We start from the raw sequence: 16,403 nt of genomic DNA, 5'->3' as shown, positions 1-16,403 counted from the left end.
TGCCGGGTGCAAGTTGCCTGGGCATCGGTTCCGGCCCGCGGTCGCCGCACTGTCGAGCTTGTAATGTGGGTCACGTGACTTATCTTCGCTATCCCCATATCCAGTCCGATCTCATCACCTTCACCGCCGACGACGATGTCTGGCTCGTTCCCTCCGCCGGCGGCCGCGCCTGGCGGCTGACCTCCGATCATGCGCCGGTCCGGTCACCGAGGATCTCGCCCGACGCAGCGCACGTCGCGTTCGTATCCTTCCGCACCGGCCAGGCGGAGCTCATGGTCGCCGAGGTGGCCACCGGGTCCCTGCGTCGGCTCACCTGGTTGGGGTCGAGCGCGATGACGATGCTCGGGTGGGCCGATGCCGCCCATGTCCTCGTCGGCGCGAATGCCGGGGAGTTCGAGGTCCGCAACCATGTCGTGAAGTCCGTGAGCCTCGACGGCGAGGTCGATCGGCTGTCGTTCGGTCGTGCCTCGGGTCTGGCCCGGCACCACACGGGAGTGACCGCTCTGTCGACGCCGTTCTCCCGTCCGCCCGCGCACTGGAAGCGCTACCGGGGTGGGACTGCGCCGAGGCTGTGGCTCGATCGAGTCGGCAGTACGAACGCTGCCGGCATCGGAGATGGATCCGGGGCCCGGTGGCAGCGGCTGCTGCGCGAGGACGAGGCCTCTCTGACCGACCCGCTGTGGGTCGGCGATTCGCTCGTGTTCACCTCGGACCGGGCCGCGACCTTCCCTCACCATGCAGATGAACAGGCGAACCTGTGGATCATCGACGGACTGGCCACCTCGGCGAGTTCGGGTGATGACTCGGTCGAACCACGGCAGCTCACGCACCAGTCCGAGGCCGAGGGCTATGTCCGTGACGCCACGACCGACGGCACCCGCATCGTCTGGCACTCCCGTGGGGAGATCAGGATCCTCGACAGCCTCGACGCCGAGGTCCGCACCCTCGCAGTAGCTCTGCCGGGCACCCAGGTGCAGCCGCTCAGTCTCGACCCGAAGACCGGGCTCAACCACATCAGCCCCGACAGAGAAGGCAATGCCTCGGTGGTGGAATGGCGGGGAAAGACCTTCTGGCTCGCCCACCGCGAGGGCCCGGCCCGGGCGCTGTGCGCGGATTCGTCGATCCGCACCCGCGAACCTCTCGTCCTCGGTGACACCGGGTTTGCCGCGTACATCACCGACGTCGAAGGGGAGGACGCGATCGAGGTCGCGTCCGTGACCGGGGACAAGCCGCCTCGGCGAATCGGGGCCGGAGCCCTGGGACGGGTCCTGCACCTGAAGGCGGATCCGGCGGGGAAGATGCTCGCCACAATCTCCCACGACGGGTCGATCCGGACCGTCGAGGTGGGCAATGGTCGGACGCGTCTGATCGGGCATTCGGGACACGGCGAGGCGCGCGATCCGCGGTTCTCACCCGATGGGAAGTACCTCGTGTGGTCGCAGCCGACGCAGGGTGAGGAGCTGCTCGCACAGCTGATGATCGCCGAGGTGAAGTCGGATCGCGAGGCCCAGCCGCTGACGACGGGCAAGTTCAATGACTTCTCGCCGACGTTCACCCGGGACGGGAAGTTCGTCGCTTTCCTCTCCGATCGCACCTTCGATCCCTCGTACAACCAGCATTCCTTCGATCTGTCGTTCAACGGCGTCACCCGACCGTGGCTGCTGCCCTTGGCCGCCGATGAGCCTGCGCCCTTCGGACCGAGCGCCGGCGGATGGGCGATCAGCGAGGTCACCGAGGAGGCGAAGTCCGAGCGCGGTCGCGGGGACAAACCCGCCGCCACCGTCGAGGTCGAGCTCGAGGGAGCCGAAGAGCGCATCGTGCCGTTCCCGGTCGCCTCGGGGGTCTTCCGGGATCTCGAATCCGCCGAGGGAGGTCTCGTCTGGCTGCGCACCGGCGACGTCGAAGCCGGTGAGCTCGGCACCGGACGGGCCGGAGATGCCGGTGAGAAACCCGCCGAGGTGGTCCAGTACTTCGACTTCGCCAAGCGGAAGGTCAGCACCGTCGTCGACAAGGCCGACGAGTATGAGATCTCCGGAGACGGCAAGCTGCTCGTCGTGCGCAGCGACGATGCGATCAGCGTGGTCCCGGCGAACCGGAAGGTCGAGGCCGACGATGATGACAACATCTCCGTCGATCTCTCGCGTCTGCGGTTCGAGCTCGACCGCCGGGCCGAGTGGCTGCAGATGTTCGAGGAGAACTCCCGGATCATGCGCGACCACTATTGGCGCGAGGACATGAACGGGGTCGATTGGGAGTCGGTGACGCTGCGCTGGCGTGCCGTGGCCGCGAAGGCGCTGACTCATGACGACCTCGTCGACGTGCTGTGGGAAACCGTGGGCGAGCTCAACACCTCGCATGCTTATGTCACGCCGTCTGGGCTCGGCGATGGGTCGAAGAAGCTCGGATTCCTCGGTGCGGATCTTGAGCGGAGCGCTGAGGGTTGGACGATCTCTCGCATCCTTCCCGGTGAGAGCAGTGAACCGGGGGCAAGGTCGCCGCTGCGCCAGGCCGGAGTCGGAGCTCAGCCCGGCGATGTCATCGTTGCTGTCAACGGTCAGCCCGTCGACGAGGCGGCCGGTCCCGCCGCTCATCTGCAGGGGGCCGCGGACACAATCGTCGAGCTGACTCTGCGCCGCGGTCGCAAGGACCGCGCGGTCGCCGTGATTCCACTGCCCACCGAGGAGAAGCTGCGCTATCAGGATTGGGTGCGCTCCCGCCGGGAGTATGTGGCCGAGAAGTCATCCGGCCGCATCGGCTATGTGCATGTCCCGGACATGACCTCCTACGGGTGGGCGCAGATGCACCGGGATCTGCGGCAGGCCATGGGCTGCGAGGGCGTCATCGCCGATGTGCGGTTCAACCGAGGCGGGCACACGAGTGCTCTGGTGGCCGAACGCTTCGCCGATCAGGTGGTTGCCTGGGGTGCGGCTCGCAGCTATGACCAGATGGACCGGGACCCCGAGGATGCTCCGCGCGGCCCGGTGGTGTTCGTGGCCAACGAGTTCTCCGGCTCCGACGGCGACATCATCAACGCGCGCGTGCAGGCCAAGGGCATCGGCCCGGTGATCGGCGTGCGCACGTGGGGCGGAGTCGTCGGCATCGACGGTCGCTACGATCTCGTCGATGGCACCGGAGTGACGCAGCCGCGCTATGCCTTCTGGATCGAGGGCAAGGGCTGGAGTGTGGAGAACTACGGCGTCGACCCCGATATCGAGGTCGAGCACGATCCCGGTCAGATCTTCGCCGCCGACGATCCGCAGCTCGATCGTGCCATCGCCGAGGTGTTCGCTGGGCTGGAGGCCCGTCCCGCCGCCCAGGCTCCGGAGTTCCCACCGCCGCGCGTGCAGCCGCTGAAGAAGGACGGCGCCGGGGCGCCCGAAGCCCCCGCCGAGGACTGACCCACCAACCCCTCCACCTGCCGGTAGGGCCTGGCCCCGCCACCTGCCGACGACCGCACTGCGTTCCAGCCATCAGTTCGCGTCCTGATGGCTGGAACGCAGTGCGGTCACAGGCCCAGCCACCTCGTGCAGCTTCATCGACTTTTGATCCAGTCATTGGGAGAAAACTCGATGACTGGATCAGAACCCGATGACGAACCGAACGAAACTCGATGCGTGCCAGTGCCCTACCGCTCGGTCGGGACGAGGGCCCACATGCCGAAGGCGAGCAGCACGAAGCCCGAGATCACGCCGCTGATGACCGGAATGAACGCCGGAGCCGCGGCGAAGAAGGCGATGAATCCGCCGATACCGCAGAGAGTGACCACGGTGGCGAGCACATGGAAGCGGTCGAGCCCGAATACGCGGCCGAGCGCATAGAAATGAGTGCCGACGACCACTGCCACCCACGCCACTCCGAGCTCCGGATGGCCGAGGCTCGTGAGCAGTCGGGCTCCGGCGAACAGGAGAACCGCCTCGATGAGCACGATGATCCAGTAGGCGCGACCGAACGGCGGTTCCCGGCGCCCGCTCTTCCCTGATTCGCCGAGGCGGCCGCCTCCACCACGGTTCCGCAGCAGTCCGCGAACCGCGAGGACCGCGATGCCGGCGAAGACGATGACGCCGACCGCGATGACAAGCGTGCGCCCCAGGGTCGAGAACTGGCCGGTGTTGATGATGAGGAACAGCAGCCCGAAGCCGGCGCCGATGAGCGCCCCGATCTCCGCACCGGCAGCTGTCTGCCTGCCCCTCGGTGACGTCGAGCCGTTCGGCCCAGGTTCTACAGCGGTCATCATCGTCCGTCTCTCGTCGTCATCGTCGGTCACTCCCGACCCAATGCCGGGAGTTCGGATCGGCCGACACCTGAGCAGTGCATTCTGTCGGCACCCTTGCCGGCAACATTCTTCCACCAGTGCACCGTCGCTCCGATGCGGACGGACGAAACTCGGCGAACTCACAAGAATCTTCCGGCACCGCGACTCTTGACCTCGTTCATGAACTGATGTTCACTAGGTGTGAACATAGATTCATTTTTCGTTCGAGGAGGCAACGATGCCAACATCCACCAGACCGACTCAGCAGACCGCAGCCACGGATTTCGAAGACATCCTCTACGTGGTGGAAGAGACCTTCGCGGTCATCACGATCAACCGGCCCGATTCCTTCAATTCGTTCCGGTCGCAGACCGTCGACGAACTCATCGAAGCCTTCACTCTCGCCTGGGGCGACAACCGCGTCCGTTCGATCATCCTCACCGGTTCCGGGCAGAAGTCCTTCTGCGCCGGCGGCGACGTCAAACAGAAGGCGCGGACCGGCGACTACGGCCCCGGCCGCTACGGCATGTTCCGCATCTCCGAACTCCACAAGGTCATCCGCTCGGTGCCGAAACCGGTGATCTCCGCGGTCAACGGTGTCGCCATCGGCGGCGGAAACGTGCTCACCACCCTCTGTGACATCACGATCGCGGCCTCGCACGCGCGCTTCGGCCAGGCCGGCCCCAAGGTCGGATCCTTCGACGCCGGCTACGGTTCGGCTTTCCTCGCCCGGGTCATCGGTGAGAAGCGCGCCCGTGAGATGTGGTACTTCTGCGAACTCATCGACGCACAGAAGGCCGAATCCTGGGGCCTGGCCAACGAAGTCGTCGACGCCGAAGAACTCATGCCCCGCGCCAAGGAACGCGCCCGGGCCCTCGGTCTCAAGGCACCGACGGCGCTACGCTTCCTCAAGCAGTCATTCAACGCCGATTCCGAGATGCAGACCGGCTTCACGAACCTCGCCATGAGCGCCCTCGACCTCTACGCGCACTCCCCGGAATCACACGAAGGAGCGGCCGCCTTCGCGGAGAAGCGTGATCCGGACTTCAGTCGCTTCGACGGCGCGTACTGACCCCCGGCGCCCCGCCGGCACAGATCCCACCCGCACAGACCCTGACAGCACAGAGGATTCCCGTGGACACGACTCTCACCCCCGATACCCAGACCCTGCTCGATGCGGCGGCCGGATTCGAGGAGCGGCTCATCAGCGAGGCCCGCGAACGCGAAGCCGCCGGCCGCATCGGTGCCGATATCACCCGGGAGATGGGCCACGCCGGTCTCATCGCCCCCGAACTGCCGACCCACCTCGGCGGGGCCGGACTGACCAAGGTCACCGCGGGTCTCGTCACCGAGGCCATCGCCCGTGGAGACCTCACCGTCGCCTATATCCAGGTCGTCGGATCCCTCATCGGACAGGTCATCGCCCGCAATGCCAGCACCGAGGTGGCCGCCCACTACTGCCGTCTCATCACAACCGGTGACGAAACGGTGGCCATCGGACTCTCCGAACCCGAGGCTGGTTCGGACGCCGGAAACCCCTCGACCACGGCCCGACGGGACGGCGACGACTGGATCGTCAACGGCACGAAGTCGATGTCGCTGGCCATGACCTCGACGGCAACGGTGATCTTCGCCCGCACCGACCCCGAGGCGGGGCGCGGAAAGGGCATCTCGGCGTTCCTCGTCGACCTCGACGCCCCCGGAGTCACCCGGAACCCCATCATCGACATGGGTCAGGCGGCCGTCGCTCGCGGCAGCGTGGACTTCACCGATGTCCGTGTGCCCGCCAACCACCTCCTCGGCGAGGTCGGTGGAGCATTCACCCAGGTCATGCAGGGATTCGACTTCTCCCGAGCTCTCATCGGACTGCAGTGCACGGGGACTGCGACGCGCGCGATCGAGGATGCCTGGGCCTACGTCAAGGGACGTGAGGCCTTCGATCAGCCGCTGTCGAAGTTCCAAGGGGTCTCCTTCCCCCTGGCCGAGGCGGAGACGAAGATGGCGGCGGCCCGACTGCTATGCCTGGACACTCTGCGCCTCGGCGACGAGGGCCACCCGCACACCTCTCAGGCTGCCATGTGCAAGTGGTGGGCCCCGCTCGAGGCCTACCATGCGGTCCATCAGTGCCTGCTTCTGCACGGACAGAACGGCTACAAACAGGACCTGGACGTCGAGAAGCGACTGCGCGACGTGCTCGGCATGCAGATCGGCGACGGCACCGCCCAGATCATGAAGCTCATCATCGCCCGCAGCTCCGCCGGTCGCGAATACGCCCCCTGACCGGGAAGAACACAAACCGGTCCCACCCATAGCTTCTCCACTGGGACTCCTCTCGCACGGCTCACATTCCAACCGCAGCATCAGACACACGACTGGAAGGACACCACCATGTCAGCACCCACTCAGACCGCACCTCTGACCGATCGCATCATCATCGTCACCGGTGCCGCCTCCGGAATCGGCAAGGGAATCGCGACCCGCCTCGCCGCCGACGGCGCCACCGTCGTCGTCGCCGACCTCGACGCACAGACGGCCGCGGACACCGCCTCGGCGCTGGGGCATGATTCGATCGGGCTCGCCGCCGACGTCACCGACCGTGCGGCCGTGGACGCCATGATCGCCGAGGTGGTCGAGCGCTTCGGACGCATCGACGTCCTCGTCAACAACGCCGGCTGGGACAAGGTCGAACCGTTCATGGAGTCGACGCCGGCGACCTGGCAGCGGGTCATCGCGATCAACCTCCTCGGCACACTCAACTGCACGCAGTCGGCGGCCGAGCACATGATCGCAGCCGGATCGGGATCCGTCATCAGCATCGGCTCGGACGCCGGCCGGGTCGGATCGAGCGGGGAGGCCGTGTACTCGGCGGCCAAGGGCGGGATCATCTCGTTCACGAAGACCTTCGCCCGCGAGGTCGCCCGTCACGGGATCTCCGCGAACTGCGTGTGTCCCGGACCGGCCGACACGCCGCTGTTCGCTGAGATCTCCGCGGACAATCCGAAGCTGCGCACCGCACTGGAGAAGGCGATTCCGATGCGTCGGCTCGCCCAGCCCGAGGACCTCGCGAATGCCGTGGCCTTCTTCGCCCGTCCCGATTCCGCTTATGTCACCGGCCAGACACTCTCGGTCTCCGGCGGACTGACGATGGCCTGAGCATCACGGCCGTCTCCCGTCGGCGGCAGTTGTCAGCACGACTACCAGCACCACCCGAGTCACAGGCACGACACCAGAGCAAAGGAGCCCTGCTATGCCCACCCGATTCGAGACCATCCTGACCGACTCCCTCATCAAGGAATTCACCTCATCCGGGGACTGGAAGAACCAGACCCTGCACGACCACCTCGAGCACTGGAGGACACAACGACCGGACGCGGTCGTCACCCGCGATCCCTACGGTGCTCACACCTATGCCGAGCTCAGCTCGGATGTCGACAGCTGTGCCCAGGCGCTCGTCGACCTCGGGGTCGAACCCGGCGACGTGGTGGGTGTGCAGCTGCCGAACTGGTATGAATGGCTGGTCATCCACCTCGGCGCGATCAAGGCCAGCGCTGTGACCAACGGCCTCATCCCGATCTATCGGGACCGCGAGATCGGGTATATGGCGAAGAAGGCGTCGGTCTCGGTGCTCTTCGTGCCCAATCGCTTCCGAAAGTTCGACTATCCCGATATGGTCGACCGACTGCGTCCGAACCTGCCGGAGCTGCAGCACACGATCGTCCTCGACACCCCTGGCGAGGCGACCTTCGACGGTCGGGACGGCTTCGAGAGGTGGACGGATTTCCTGGCTCGAGGGGAACGCGACTCAAGCTCGGACGGTTCACGGTCGGCCGCCTCGGCGATCGAATCCATCGCTTGGGACGGCCGGCGCCCGGACCCCAATGATGTCGGACTCATCCTCTTCACCTCGGGGACGACGGGCAATCCCAAGGGTGTGATGCATACGCACAACAACGTGCTCGCGGCCTCGCTGCCGTGGCCGGATCACCTGGGCCTGGACGAGGATTCGGTCATCCACATGGCCTCGACCTTCGGCCATCTCACCGGCTACATGTACGGAGTGTGTCTGCCTCTGCTCATCGGCGGTTCGGGCGTGTTCCAGGACGTGTGGAACGGCGAGGAGTTCGCCCGTCTCGTCGCCGAGCACGGAATCCAGCACACATCGGGGGCGACTCCGTTCCTCCACGATCTGCTCGAGGTGGCGAAGTCGACGCAGCACGACCTGTCCTCCCTCAAGCACTTCTGCTGCATGGGCGCCCCGATTCCACGCGTCATGGTCAATGAGGCGCGCACGCTGCTTCCGGAGCTCAACGTCTTCGGCGGCTGGGGACAGACGGAATGCGGGCTGGTGACGATGACGGCGCCGGGCGATTCGGAGGAGAAGGTCACGAGCACCGACGGACGAGCACTGGGCTCGATGAAGGTCCGCATCGTCGATCCCCTCGGGGAACCCGTGCCCGCGGGCGTCGAAGGAAAAATCCAGGTCACGGGCCCATTCCTGTTCGTCGGCTACCTCGATGAACCGGAGCAGACGGCAGACGCCTTCGCAGGCGTTTGGCTCGATACCGGAGACCTCGCCGAAATGGATGCCGAAGGCTTCATCCGGATCGCGGGGCGGTCGAAAGACATCATCATCCGCGGCGGCGAGAACATCCCGGTGGCCTATATCGAGAACGTTCTCTACGAACATCCCGCGGTCTCCCAGGTCGCCGTAGTCGCGGTGCCGCATCCCCGGCTGCAGGAGATCGCGTGCGCGGTCGTGACCCTCAATGAGGGCCACAGCCTGACGATGGACGAGCTGCAGGAGTTCTTCGACGCGAAGGGAGTGGCCAAGCAGTACTGGCCCGAGGCCCTGCAGTGCCTCGACGAGTTCCCTCGCACGCCAAGCGGTAAGATTCAGAAGTTCAAGCTCAGAGAGGAAGTCGCCGCCGAGCATGTCAGCTGAATCCGAAGACCTCAACGCGATCGTCCGCGGTGCCCGCGCGGAATTCCGAGAGCGGCAGATCGTCGACGCCGCCGTGCGTCTGATGCAGGAGAAGGGCACTCATTCAGTGTCCATGCAGGCGATCGCGAGGTCCGGCGGGGTCAGTGTCGGACTGCTGTACAAGTACTTCTCGGACAAGGAGCAGATCGTGCTCGCCGCGATCACCCGCGTCCTCGAGGAGTTCCGTCTCCGTGTCCCTTCCGCCATCGCCGAGGCGGCCGAACCCGTGGACAAGGTCATCGCCGCGTTCACGGAGTTCTGCCGCATCGTCGGTGAACAGAGACATGCGGTCGTGCTCACCTATCAGGTCTCCAGGGCACTGTCGAAGGACGGACTGAAGTCGATCCAGGACCAGGAGCTCGAGACCCTCCAGCCCCTCGTCGACGTCGTCACCGCCGCCGTCGAAGCAGGCGACCTGCGTGATGTCGATGCTCAGGTGCTCGGGCACGACCTCATGTCGATCGCCCATATGTGGGCGCTCAAGTACTGGTACTTCCAGCGGATCGGGCTCGACCTGGAGACCTATATCGACCGGCAGGTGCGCACGCTTGTGCTGAGCAACCTCAGCGAGGCTGCCCGCCGCTAGGCCACCTCGTGGGGAGTCATCGACTTCTGATCCAGTGATCGCAATATGACTCGATGACTGGATCAGAACTCGATGTGCAACCGTACAGAACCCGATGATTCAGGGAACAGAACCCGATGCCTAGGCAACTGCGGCCCTCTGCTGTGCAGCGCGACCTGGGGGCTGCGCCGCGACTCCGCAGGCGCAGCAGTTCACCGAGCCGGGCTCAGGGGTGCAGGGGGACGCTCGATTCGTCGGTGAGCGCGAGGAAGCCGAAGGTCTCCTGCAGGTACAGGTCGACGGTCTCGCTGTCGTGGCCGCTGTAGCCGATCGACAGGTCCTGGCCGAGGTGGAGTTCGTAGTCGCCGCCGCGGGTGGACACGAGCAGGGCACCTTCGAGCGCCGGCGCCCAGACGATCTCCCCGGCGCCGAGCTGGCGGGAGAGGTGATCGCGGATCGGGAAGCCGTGGTCGGTCGACTCGGAGACCTTCGTGTATTCGGCCTCGGACAGCAGCAAGCTGTAGGGTCCGTCGACACCGGCCGTGCGCAGGCTCGACAGCGCCTGCGCCACCGCGTCCGCATAGTCCTCCACTGCATCGGGCAGGGTCACGGCCGCGTTCGACGAGTTCGGGACGATTCCGCCGATGCCCGCGGAGTCGAGTCCGTGGAGGATGGCCCGGTCCTCGGCCAGGGCGATCGTCGTCGCTGCGTCCTTGACCGGCTGCCAGTCCGAATCGCCGGAGCCGCGTGCAACATCGTCGATGGCCTCACGCGTGACAGTGAAGGGGGCGCGCAGTTCGACGAATTCCTGCACGATGCGCTGTCGAATGTGCAGACCCGACGAATAGGACTGCACATCCTTGATATGTCCCGTGGTCACCGAGGAGGTCTCGAAACCGGTCGGCCCCTCGACGTCGACGATGCGCCGACCGGCGATATTGCGCTTGAAGGTGCGCCGAGCCTCCTCCTCGATCTCCGCCCAAGCCGGGCCGGTGATCGGGGCGAGTTCGCGATAGAGATTGTTCACTGTCGTCTCCTGTTCAGGCTGCCGATTCCCAGGCTGCCGTCCGTGGGTGCTGAGGGGTCCGAATCTGTCGGGTCGTCGCTGTCTGTCGGTTCATCAGCGACCGGATCGTCGTCCGATCCGTCGTCGATGTCCGGTCCATCGACCTTCGCCGAGGCGGCTCCGCCGATCCCGAGTCCCGCCTCGACGAGTTCCCCATCGGGATCGTCGAGGAAATCCTGGGACGGGACGAAGAACAGCCCTCCGGTCACCGCGGTCGAGAAGTCGAGGATCCGGTCGTAGGTGCCCACCGGGTCTCCGATGAACATGTTCGTAAGCATCTGCTCGGTCGTCGTCACGTCTGCGGCATAGGCGATGAAATAAGTGCCGTACTCCTCGGAGCCGACGGATCCGAAGACCATATTGTCGCGCACGATCTCCCGGTCGTTGCCGTCCTCGTCCTCGATCGAATTGAGCACGAGGTGCGAGTTCGGTGCTTTGTCCTCCTCGGCGAATTCGACGTCGGAGAGTTTGTGCCGCCCGAAGGCCGCTTCCTGCTCCTCGACGCTGAGTGCGTCCCAGGCGGCCATGTCGTGTGTGTACTTCTGAACGATCACAAAGGTGCTGCCCGGATAGCCCGGGGCGCCATCGCCGGGAACGGCTCCCACCTCGGCTCCTGCCCCGGCGGCGGCAGCGACATCGGGTCCCGCCTCGGCGGAATCCAGGATGGACTCCGGGCCGGAATCCTGGGCGACGTCATCGGGGTGGCGGAACACGGCGTCGACGGCACCCTGGTCCTCGGGGTTCTCGGTGCCGTCGACGAAGCCGAGGATGTCGCGTTCGTCGAAGTAGCGGAAGCCGTGGACTTCGTCGGCGACGTCGACCGCCCCATCCAGCGCGTCGCCGATGAGTCGGGCGAGTTCGAAGCACATGTCCATGCGGCGAGCGCGGATGTGGAACAGCAGGTCACCCGGGGTGGACGGTGCTGTGTGGACGTCTCCGCGCTGTTCGATGAAGGGGTGGAGGTCCGAGGGGCGGGGCGCGGTGAACATGCGGTCCCAGAGATCGGCGCCGATGCCCGTGACACAGCTGAGATCGTCTTCGCGGGAGCGGAAGCCGACTGTTCGGGTGAGTCCTGCGATTTCGGACAGGAAGTCCTTGGCCGTGCTCTCGAACCCGGGGCGGACGGTGAGGACGAGGAAGATCGCATACGGAGATGGCGGAACCAGCACCCTCTGCGGACTCTTCCCATCGGGGAAGGCCTGTTGCCAGACGGTCACTGCATCATCTCCTCCGCTCGCGGATTCGGCGCGGTGCACCTCGGGATGCCAAGGTCACCTACGTCTTGGAGTCTACGCTTCACCAGGCGCGATTGGCCACGGTGCCCATACCGACTGTCGTTGAGAGCAGCTGTCGTCAGAAACAGCTGTCGACAAGACCGGCAGAGGCAGACGGGCACTGCCGCTGCATTCGCGTCGTAGACTCGAAGGGAAGCGAGCGAAAGGAACATCCTCCGATGTCCGGGAAGAAGAACTCCGCCGAGAGCAGCGCACACATGGTCCGGGTCCGCCGCATCTACGACGAAGCGCAGACCTCCGATGGGACCCGGATCCTCGTCGATCGAGTCTGGCCGCGCGGTGTGAGCAAGGACAAGGCCGAACTCGACGACTGGATCAAGGACGTCGCGCCCTCGACCGAACTGCGCAGATGGTATTCCCACGACCCGGAGAAGTTCGACGAGTTCGCCCGCCGCTTCCGCGAGGAACTGAAGAGCGATGAAGCCGAGCAGGCCCTCGATGAACTGCGCAAGCTCGCGCAGAAGGGGACCTTGACCCTGCTCACGGCGGCCAAGCGCGATGAAATCAGCCAGGCCACCGTGCTCGCCGAGATCCTCAACGACGGCAAGAAGACGAGTGGCAGGAAGGCGAGCGGCAAGACAACCGGAACCACCAAGTCCGGAAGCAAGAAGGCGAGCTCCAAAAAGGACAGCGAATGAGCGAGATCACCCCTGACACCCGCGACTGGACCGATGTCCTCGCCGCGGGCTGTTCCGACTGCGGCTTCACCGGCACCGAGGACCCGACCGGCGTCCCGACCACCCTCACCGAGGCGGCCGCCACCTGGCAGACGGTCCTGACCAGGGATGACGCTACCGAACGGCGCAGTCCGGACCGGTGGTCGGACATCGAATACGCCGCTCATATGCGCGATGTCCTCGACGAATTCCGCCGTCGCACCGAGCGCATGCTGGCCGAGACCGACCCGATCTTGGACAACTTCGACGGCGATGCGGTCGCCGTCGAATCCGACTATGCCCACGCCGCTCCCGCCGAGGTGGCCCCCGCCGTGCGTACGGCCGCGGAGTCCTACGCCGGCCTCCTGTCCCAGGTCAGCGGGGAGGAATGGGAGCGTCAGGGTTTCCGCTCCGACGGTCACGCCTTCACCGTCGCCTCGCTCACGCTCTACGGACTCCACGAAATCCGGCACCACCTCGGCGACGTCGGGGCCTGAGGGCACAACCGAGACAACTGTCGAAAGGTGAAGCCATGTCATTGGAATGGGAACAGATCGTCATCGATTCGCCCAACCCATTCACGCTCGGGCGCTGGTGGGCTCGAGCGCTCGGCTGGGTGATCGTCGACGAGAACGACACGGAGATCGAGATCCGGCAGAATCCCGATCGCCTGCCGGGAATCATCGTCGGCATCGACCGGGAAGAGAAGGTCGTGAAGAACCGACTCCACCTCGATTTCCGGCCCGATGACCGTGACGCCGAGGTGGCCCGCCTCCTCGATCTCGGAGCACGCCGTGTCGATGTGGGTCAGACCGGAGACGAACCCTGGGTCGTCCTCGCCGACCCCGAAGGCAACGAATTCTGCATCCTCAACTCCTGATCGGGCCGAGAACGGCCGCAACACAGACCGAAGCCGGGCCGGAGACCAGGGCGTCGAAACCGTCACCACTGTTTTATTGGACACAGGTGTCCAAAATGCTTTAGTCTCGTCACATGGGCAGGAAGAAGAGCTTCGACGAGCAGTCCGTCATCGATGCCGCCATCGCCGTGTTCAGCGAGCACGGCTATGCGGGAACCGATGTCGGACTGGTCTGCGAACGCGCGAACATCGGCCGCTCGAGCTTCTACAACACCTTCGACAGCCTCGACACCGTCTTCCTCCGCGCCCTGCGTGACTACACGGCCACGGGCATCCCGCTCAGGGAGGAACTCGAGCACAGCCTCGAACCCGCGCCCGTCCTGCTCATGCACCGCCTCGGCGGCGAGCTGAAGAAGCAGTGCGACGACGAGAACCGGACCGGGTGCCTGTCGGCGAACACGGCCGCCGAGCTCGGCCGCGAAGTCGATGCCGTGTGCTCGATCCTCGACCCCGACCGCGACGCGTGGCTCGACACCTACTCAGGCGTCATCGAGCGCGGTCAGACCGCGGGCCATATCCTCGCTGACATCGACCCCCGAATCCATGCCCCACTCATCCACAGCGTGCTCGCCGGCCTGCGCATCGCCGCCCGCGTGATGACCACAGAGGACGTCCTCGCCCAGGCACGAGCCTTCGTCGCCGGACTGTGCACTCCGGCCGGCAAGGCCACCCTCGAAACCGGAGGTGCTCCAGGCGCCTCGACGAAAGGCAGCCCCACCCCATGACCACTTCACCACCGCCTTCTCTCAGGCCTCGGGTCCCCGGTCAGGTCTATCTGCTGGCCGCCGTGATCTTCTGCCTCGGCACCAGCGAATTCATGATCGCCGGAATCCTCGAACCCTTGAGCGCTGACCTCAGTGTGACGATCCCGCAGGCGGGCCTGCTCATCACCGGTTTCGCCGTCGGCATGATCGTCGGGGCACCGGCCATGACGCTGCTGACGCTGACCCTGCCCAGGCGGGCGACGATGATCGTCATGATCATCGGCTTCTCCGCCCTCCACATCCTTGCAGCACTGTCACCGAGCTACGGGCTGCTCATGGCCTCCCGGGTGCTGTCGGCCTTCGCCTGCGGCGGATTCTGGGCCGTCGCCGCCGTCCACACCTCGGCCATCTCTCCCGCAGCCGTGCAGGGCCGAGCACTCGCGAGCCTCGTCGGCGGACTCACCGTGGCCAACCTCGTCGGGGTGCCGATGGGAACGTGGATCGGCACCCAGTTCGGGTGGCGTTCGACCTTCTGGGCGGTTGCCCTCGTCACCGCACTGGCCGCCGTCCTCATCGCCGTGACGACACGGTCGGACGCGAAGCCCACCGACCCGGACGAAACCGGCCCTGACGACGCAGGATCGCCCACCCCCACCGAGGCGGCTCCCCGTCTGCGGACCCTGCTGCATGCCGAGATCGCCGCGTTCAAAGGACCCCGAATCTGGTTGGCCCTGGGCACGACCGCGCTGTTCCAAGCCTCGGTATTCGCATCCTTCTCCTATTTCTCACCCCTGCTCACACGGGTCGCGGGCCTGCCCGCGGATCTCGTTCCCGCAGTGCTCGCGGCCTTCGGTGTAGGTGCATTCGTCGGTGTCGTCGTCGGCGGGCGCTTGGCCGATAAGAACATCTTCGGCAATATCGTCGGCAGCCTCGCGGCCCTGGCACTCAGCCTCGGCGCGCTATGGCTGGTCGCTGACCAGGCGATCCTCGCCGTCGTCATGATCGTCCTCGTCGGCGCCAGCGGCTTCTCCATCGCCGGAGCGCTCAACGCCCGCGTCTTCCAGATCGCCACTCAGGCTCCGACCCTGGCCGCGAGCGTCAACACTTCGGCCTTCAACGTCGGCAATGCCCTCGGCCCGGCCGTCGGTGCCTGGGTCATCGCCGCCGGGTTCGGCTTCCCAGCCACGGTCATCGCCGCCATCGTCCTCGCGCTCGCTGCGCTCGTCGTCGTGGCCGTGGCGATCCGCGTCGAACGGACGTGGGAGCGGCGGTCAGAATCCACCCTCGCCGAGGCGGCCTGCTAGTCCCAGCAGGACTCAGCTCAGTGTCCCGGCCGGCTGCAGCCGTTCGCGCGCGTCCTTCCACGGCTTGTCCCAGCGGACCGTACAGTCCGGTCAGTGCTCAGCTCAGAGTCCCAGCCGGCTGCAGCCGTTCGCGCGCGTCCTTCCATGGCTTGACCCAGGTCATCTGTTCGGGAACCAGAGTCTCGCCGCAGGCGCTGCACACCTCGCCCTGAGTCGTCTCCTGCCCGCAGGCTTCGTGGATGAGTCCCATATGGCCTCCGCCGGCAGGCAGTTCGGTGTGTTTCTCTGCCCACAGCGACAGCTGCTGCAGGATCGGCAGCAGATCGGCCGCGGCCTCGGTGGCCGCATAGCCCTGCCGGATCCGGGCCCCATCGGCGTAGTCGACCTTCGTCAGCAGCCCGGCCTCGATCATCCCGGACAACCGCCGGCTGAGCACGGCTTCGGAGATTCCGAGATTCTCACGCAGCTGATCGAAACGCCCCCGACCATGGAGGACGTCGCGGACGATGAGCAGCACCCACGGATCGCCGAGCACGTCGAGGGACCGCTTCACCGGACAGAACTCCTGCGACCAATCCGAACGCAAAGCCATCTCGACTACCTTTCTTCGACGAAGTCTGCTTATACTTCCTCCAGTATAACTTCTTTGAAGAAAGTTCGA

The 16,403-nt window shown here is 65.8% G+C and carries 15 protein-coding genes; 11 read left to right on the top strand and 4 right to left on the bottom strand.

The annotated features are described in order from the left end of the window. Positions 1 to 74: 74 nt before the first annotated feature. The gene (locus tag AC239G_RS00185) at positions 75 to 3,398 is read left to right on the top strand and encodes a S41 family peptidase (protein WP_487489530.1); all 3,324 of its coding nucleotides are present in this window, start codon (positions 75 to 77) and stop codon (positions 3,396 to 3,398) included. A 227-nt stretch (positions 3,399 to 3,625) separates the two neighbouring features. On the opposite strand, the gene AC239G_RS00180 is transcribed toward AC239G_RS00185, so the two are convergent. Next, a complete protein-coding gene (locus AC239G_RS00180; RefSeq protein ID WP_487489529.1) occupies positions 3,626 to 4,264 on the bottom strand; it encodes a hypothetical protein in 639 nt (212 codons plus the stop codon). 226 nt (positions 4,265 to 4,490) lie between these two features. On the opposite strand from AC239G_RS00180, the gene AC239G_RS00175 reads away from it, so the two are divergent. From AC239G_RS00175 to AC239G_RS00155, 5 genes are all read left to right on the top strand, one after another. Continuing rightward, entirely contained in the window at positions 4,491 to 5,324 is an 834-nt protein-coding gene (locus AC239G_RS00175; RefSeq protein WP_482401069.1) for an enoyl-CoA hydratase-related protein, read from the top strand. A gap of 62 nt (positions 5,325 to 5,386) precedes the next feature. Further along, positions 5,387 to 6,532: an acyl-CoA dehydrogenase family protein gene (locus AC239G_RS00170; protein WP_482401068.1), complete on the top strand. Its 1,146-nt coding sequence runs from the start codon at positions 5,387 to 5,389 to the stop codon at positions 6,530 to 6,532. Between the two features lie 108 nt (positions 6,533 to 6,640). Next, positions 6,641 to 7,405 (top strand): SDR family NAD(P)-dependent oxidoreductase, encoded by a 765-nt coding sequence (locus AC239G_RS00165; protein ID WP_139467633.1) that lies wholly within the window; start codon positions 6,641 to 6,643, stop codon positions 7,403 to 7,405. A gap of 94 nt (positions 7,406 to 7,499) precedes the next feature. Beyond that, positions 7,500 to 9,194 (top strand): AMP-binding protein, encoded by a 1,695-nt coding sequence (locus tag AC239G_RS00160; RefSeq protein WP_487489528.1) that lies wholly within the window; start codon positions 7,500 to 7,502, stop codon positions 9,192 to 9,194. Next, on the top strand, positions 9,184 to 9,819 hold the full coding sequence (locus tag AC239G_RS00155; protein WP_139467631.1) for a TetR/AcrR family transcriptional regulator: 636 nt from the start codon (positions 9,184 to 9,186) through the stop codon (positions 9,817 to 9,819). Before AC239G_RS00160 ends, AC239G_RS00155 begins: the two co-directional genes overlap by 11 nt. A 205-nt stretch (positions 9,820 to 10,024) precedes the next feature. On the opposite strand, the gene AC239G_RS00150 is transcribed toward AC239G_RS00155, so the two are convergent. After that, positions 10,025 to 10,825: a family 1 encapsulin nanocompartment shell protein gene (locus tag AC239G_RS00150; protein ID WP_139467630.1), complete on the bottom strand. Its 801-nt coding sequence runs from the start codon at positions 10,823 to 10,825 to the stop codon at positions 10,025 to 10,027. Next, complete coding sequence (locus AC239G_RS00145) at positions 10,822 to 12,081, bottom strand: Dyp-type peroxidase (RefSeq protein WP_487489527.1); 1,260 nt, start codon at positions 12,079 to 12,081, stop codon at positions 10,822 to 10,824. The genes AC239G_RS00150 and AC239G_RS00145 overlap by 4 nt, the downstream gene beginning before the upstream one ends. Positions 12,082 to 12,317: 236 nt before the next feature. On the opposite strand from AC239G_RS00145, the gene AC239G_RS00140 reads away from it, so the two are divergent. The 5 genes from AC239G_RS00140 to AC239G_RS00120 all read left to right on the top strand — a co-directional run bounded on the left by AC239G_RS00140 (position 12,318) and on the right by AC239G_RS00120 (position 15,742). Then, positions 12,318 to 12,797, top strand: coding sequence for a DUF488 domain-containing protein (locus tag AC239G_RS00140; protein ID WP_487489526.1), 480 nt, complete (start codon positions 12,318 to 12,320; stop codon positions 12,795 to 12,797). After that, positions 12,794 to 13,312, top strand: a complete 519-nt coding sequence (locus tag AC239G_RS00135; protein WP_139467628.1) for a DinB family protein — start codon at positions 12,794 to 12,796, stop codon at positions 13,310 to 13,312. The genes AC239G_RS00140 and AC239G_RS00135 overlap by 4 nt, the downstream gene beginning before the upstream one ends. 35 nt (positions 13,313 to 13,347) lie before the next feature. Further along, entirely contained in the window at positions 13,348 to 13,695 is a 348-nt protein-coding gene (locus tag AC239G_RS00130) for a VOC family protein (RefSeq protein WP_487489525.1), read from the top strand. Positions 13,696 to 13,808: 113 nt separating this feature from the next. After that, the gene (locus tag AC239G_RS00125; protein WP_487489524.1) at positions 13,809 to 14,459 is read left to right on the top strand and encodes a TetR/AcrR family transcriptional regulator; all 651 of its coding nucleotides are present in this window, start codon (positions 13,809 to 13,811) and stop codon (positions 14,457 to 14,459) included. Continuing rightward, on the top strand, positions 14,456 to 15,742 hold the full coding sequence (locus AC239G_RS00120; RefSeq protein ID WP_487489523.1) for an MFS transporter: 1,287 nt from the start codon (positions 14,456 to 14,458) through the stop codon (positions 15,740 to 15,742). The genes AC239G_RS00125 and AC239G_RS00120 overlap by 4 nt, the downstream gene beginning before the upstream one ends. A gap of 97 nt (positions 15,743 to 15,839) precedes the next feature. Here AC239G_RS00120 and AC239G_RS00115 read toward each other — a convergent pair whose 3' ends face one another. Next, the gene (locus AC239G_RS00115; RefSeq protein WP_139909554.1) at positions 15,840 to 16,334 is read right to left on the bottom strand and encodes a winged helix-turn-helix transcriptional regulator; all 495 of its coding nucleotides are present in this window, start codon (positions 16,332 to 16,334) and stop codon (positions 15,840 to 15,842) included. Positions 16,335 to 16,403: the final 69 nt, after the last annotated feature.

It is taken from the genome of Brevibacterium sp. Lmc1 (assembly GCF_057654315.1).
Note: the sequence above shows the minus strand (reverse complement) of the source record. Positions and strands in the feature narration are given on the sequence as shown.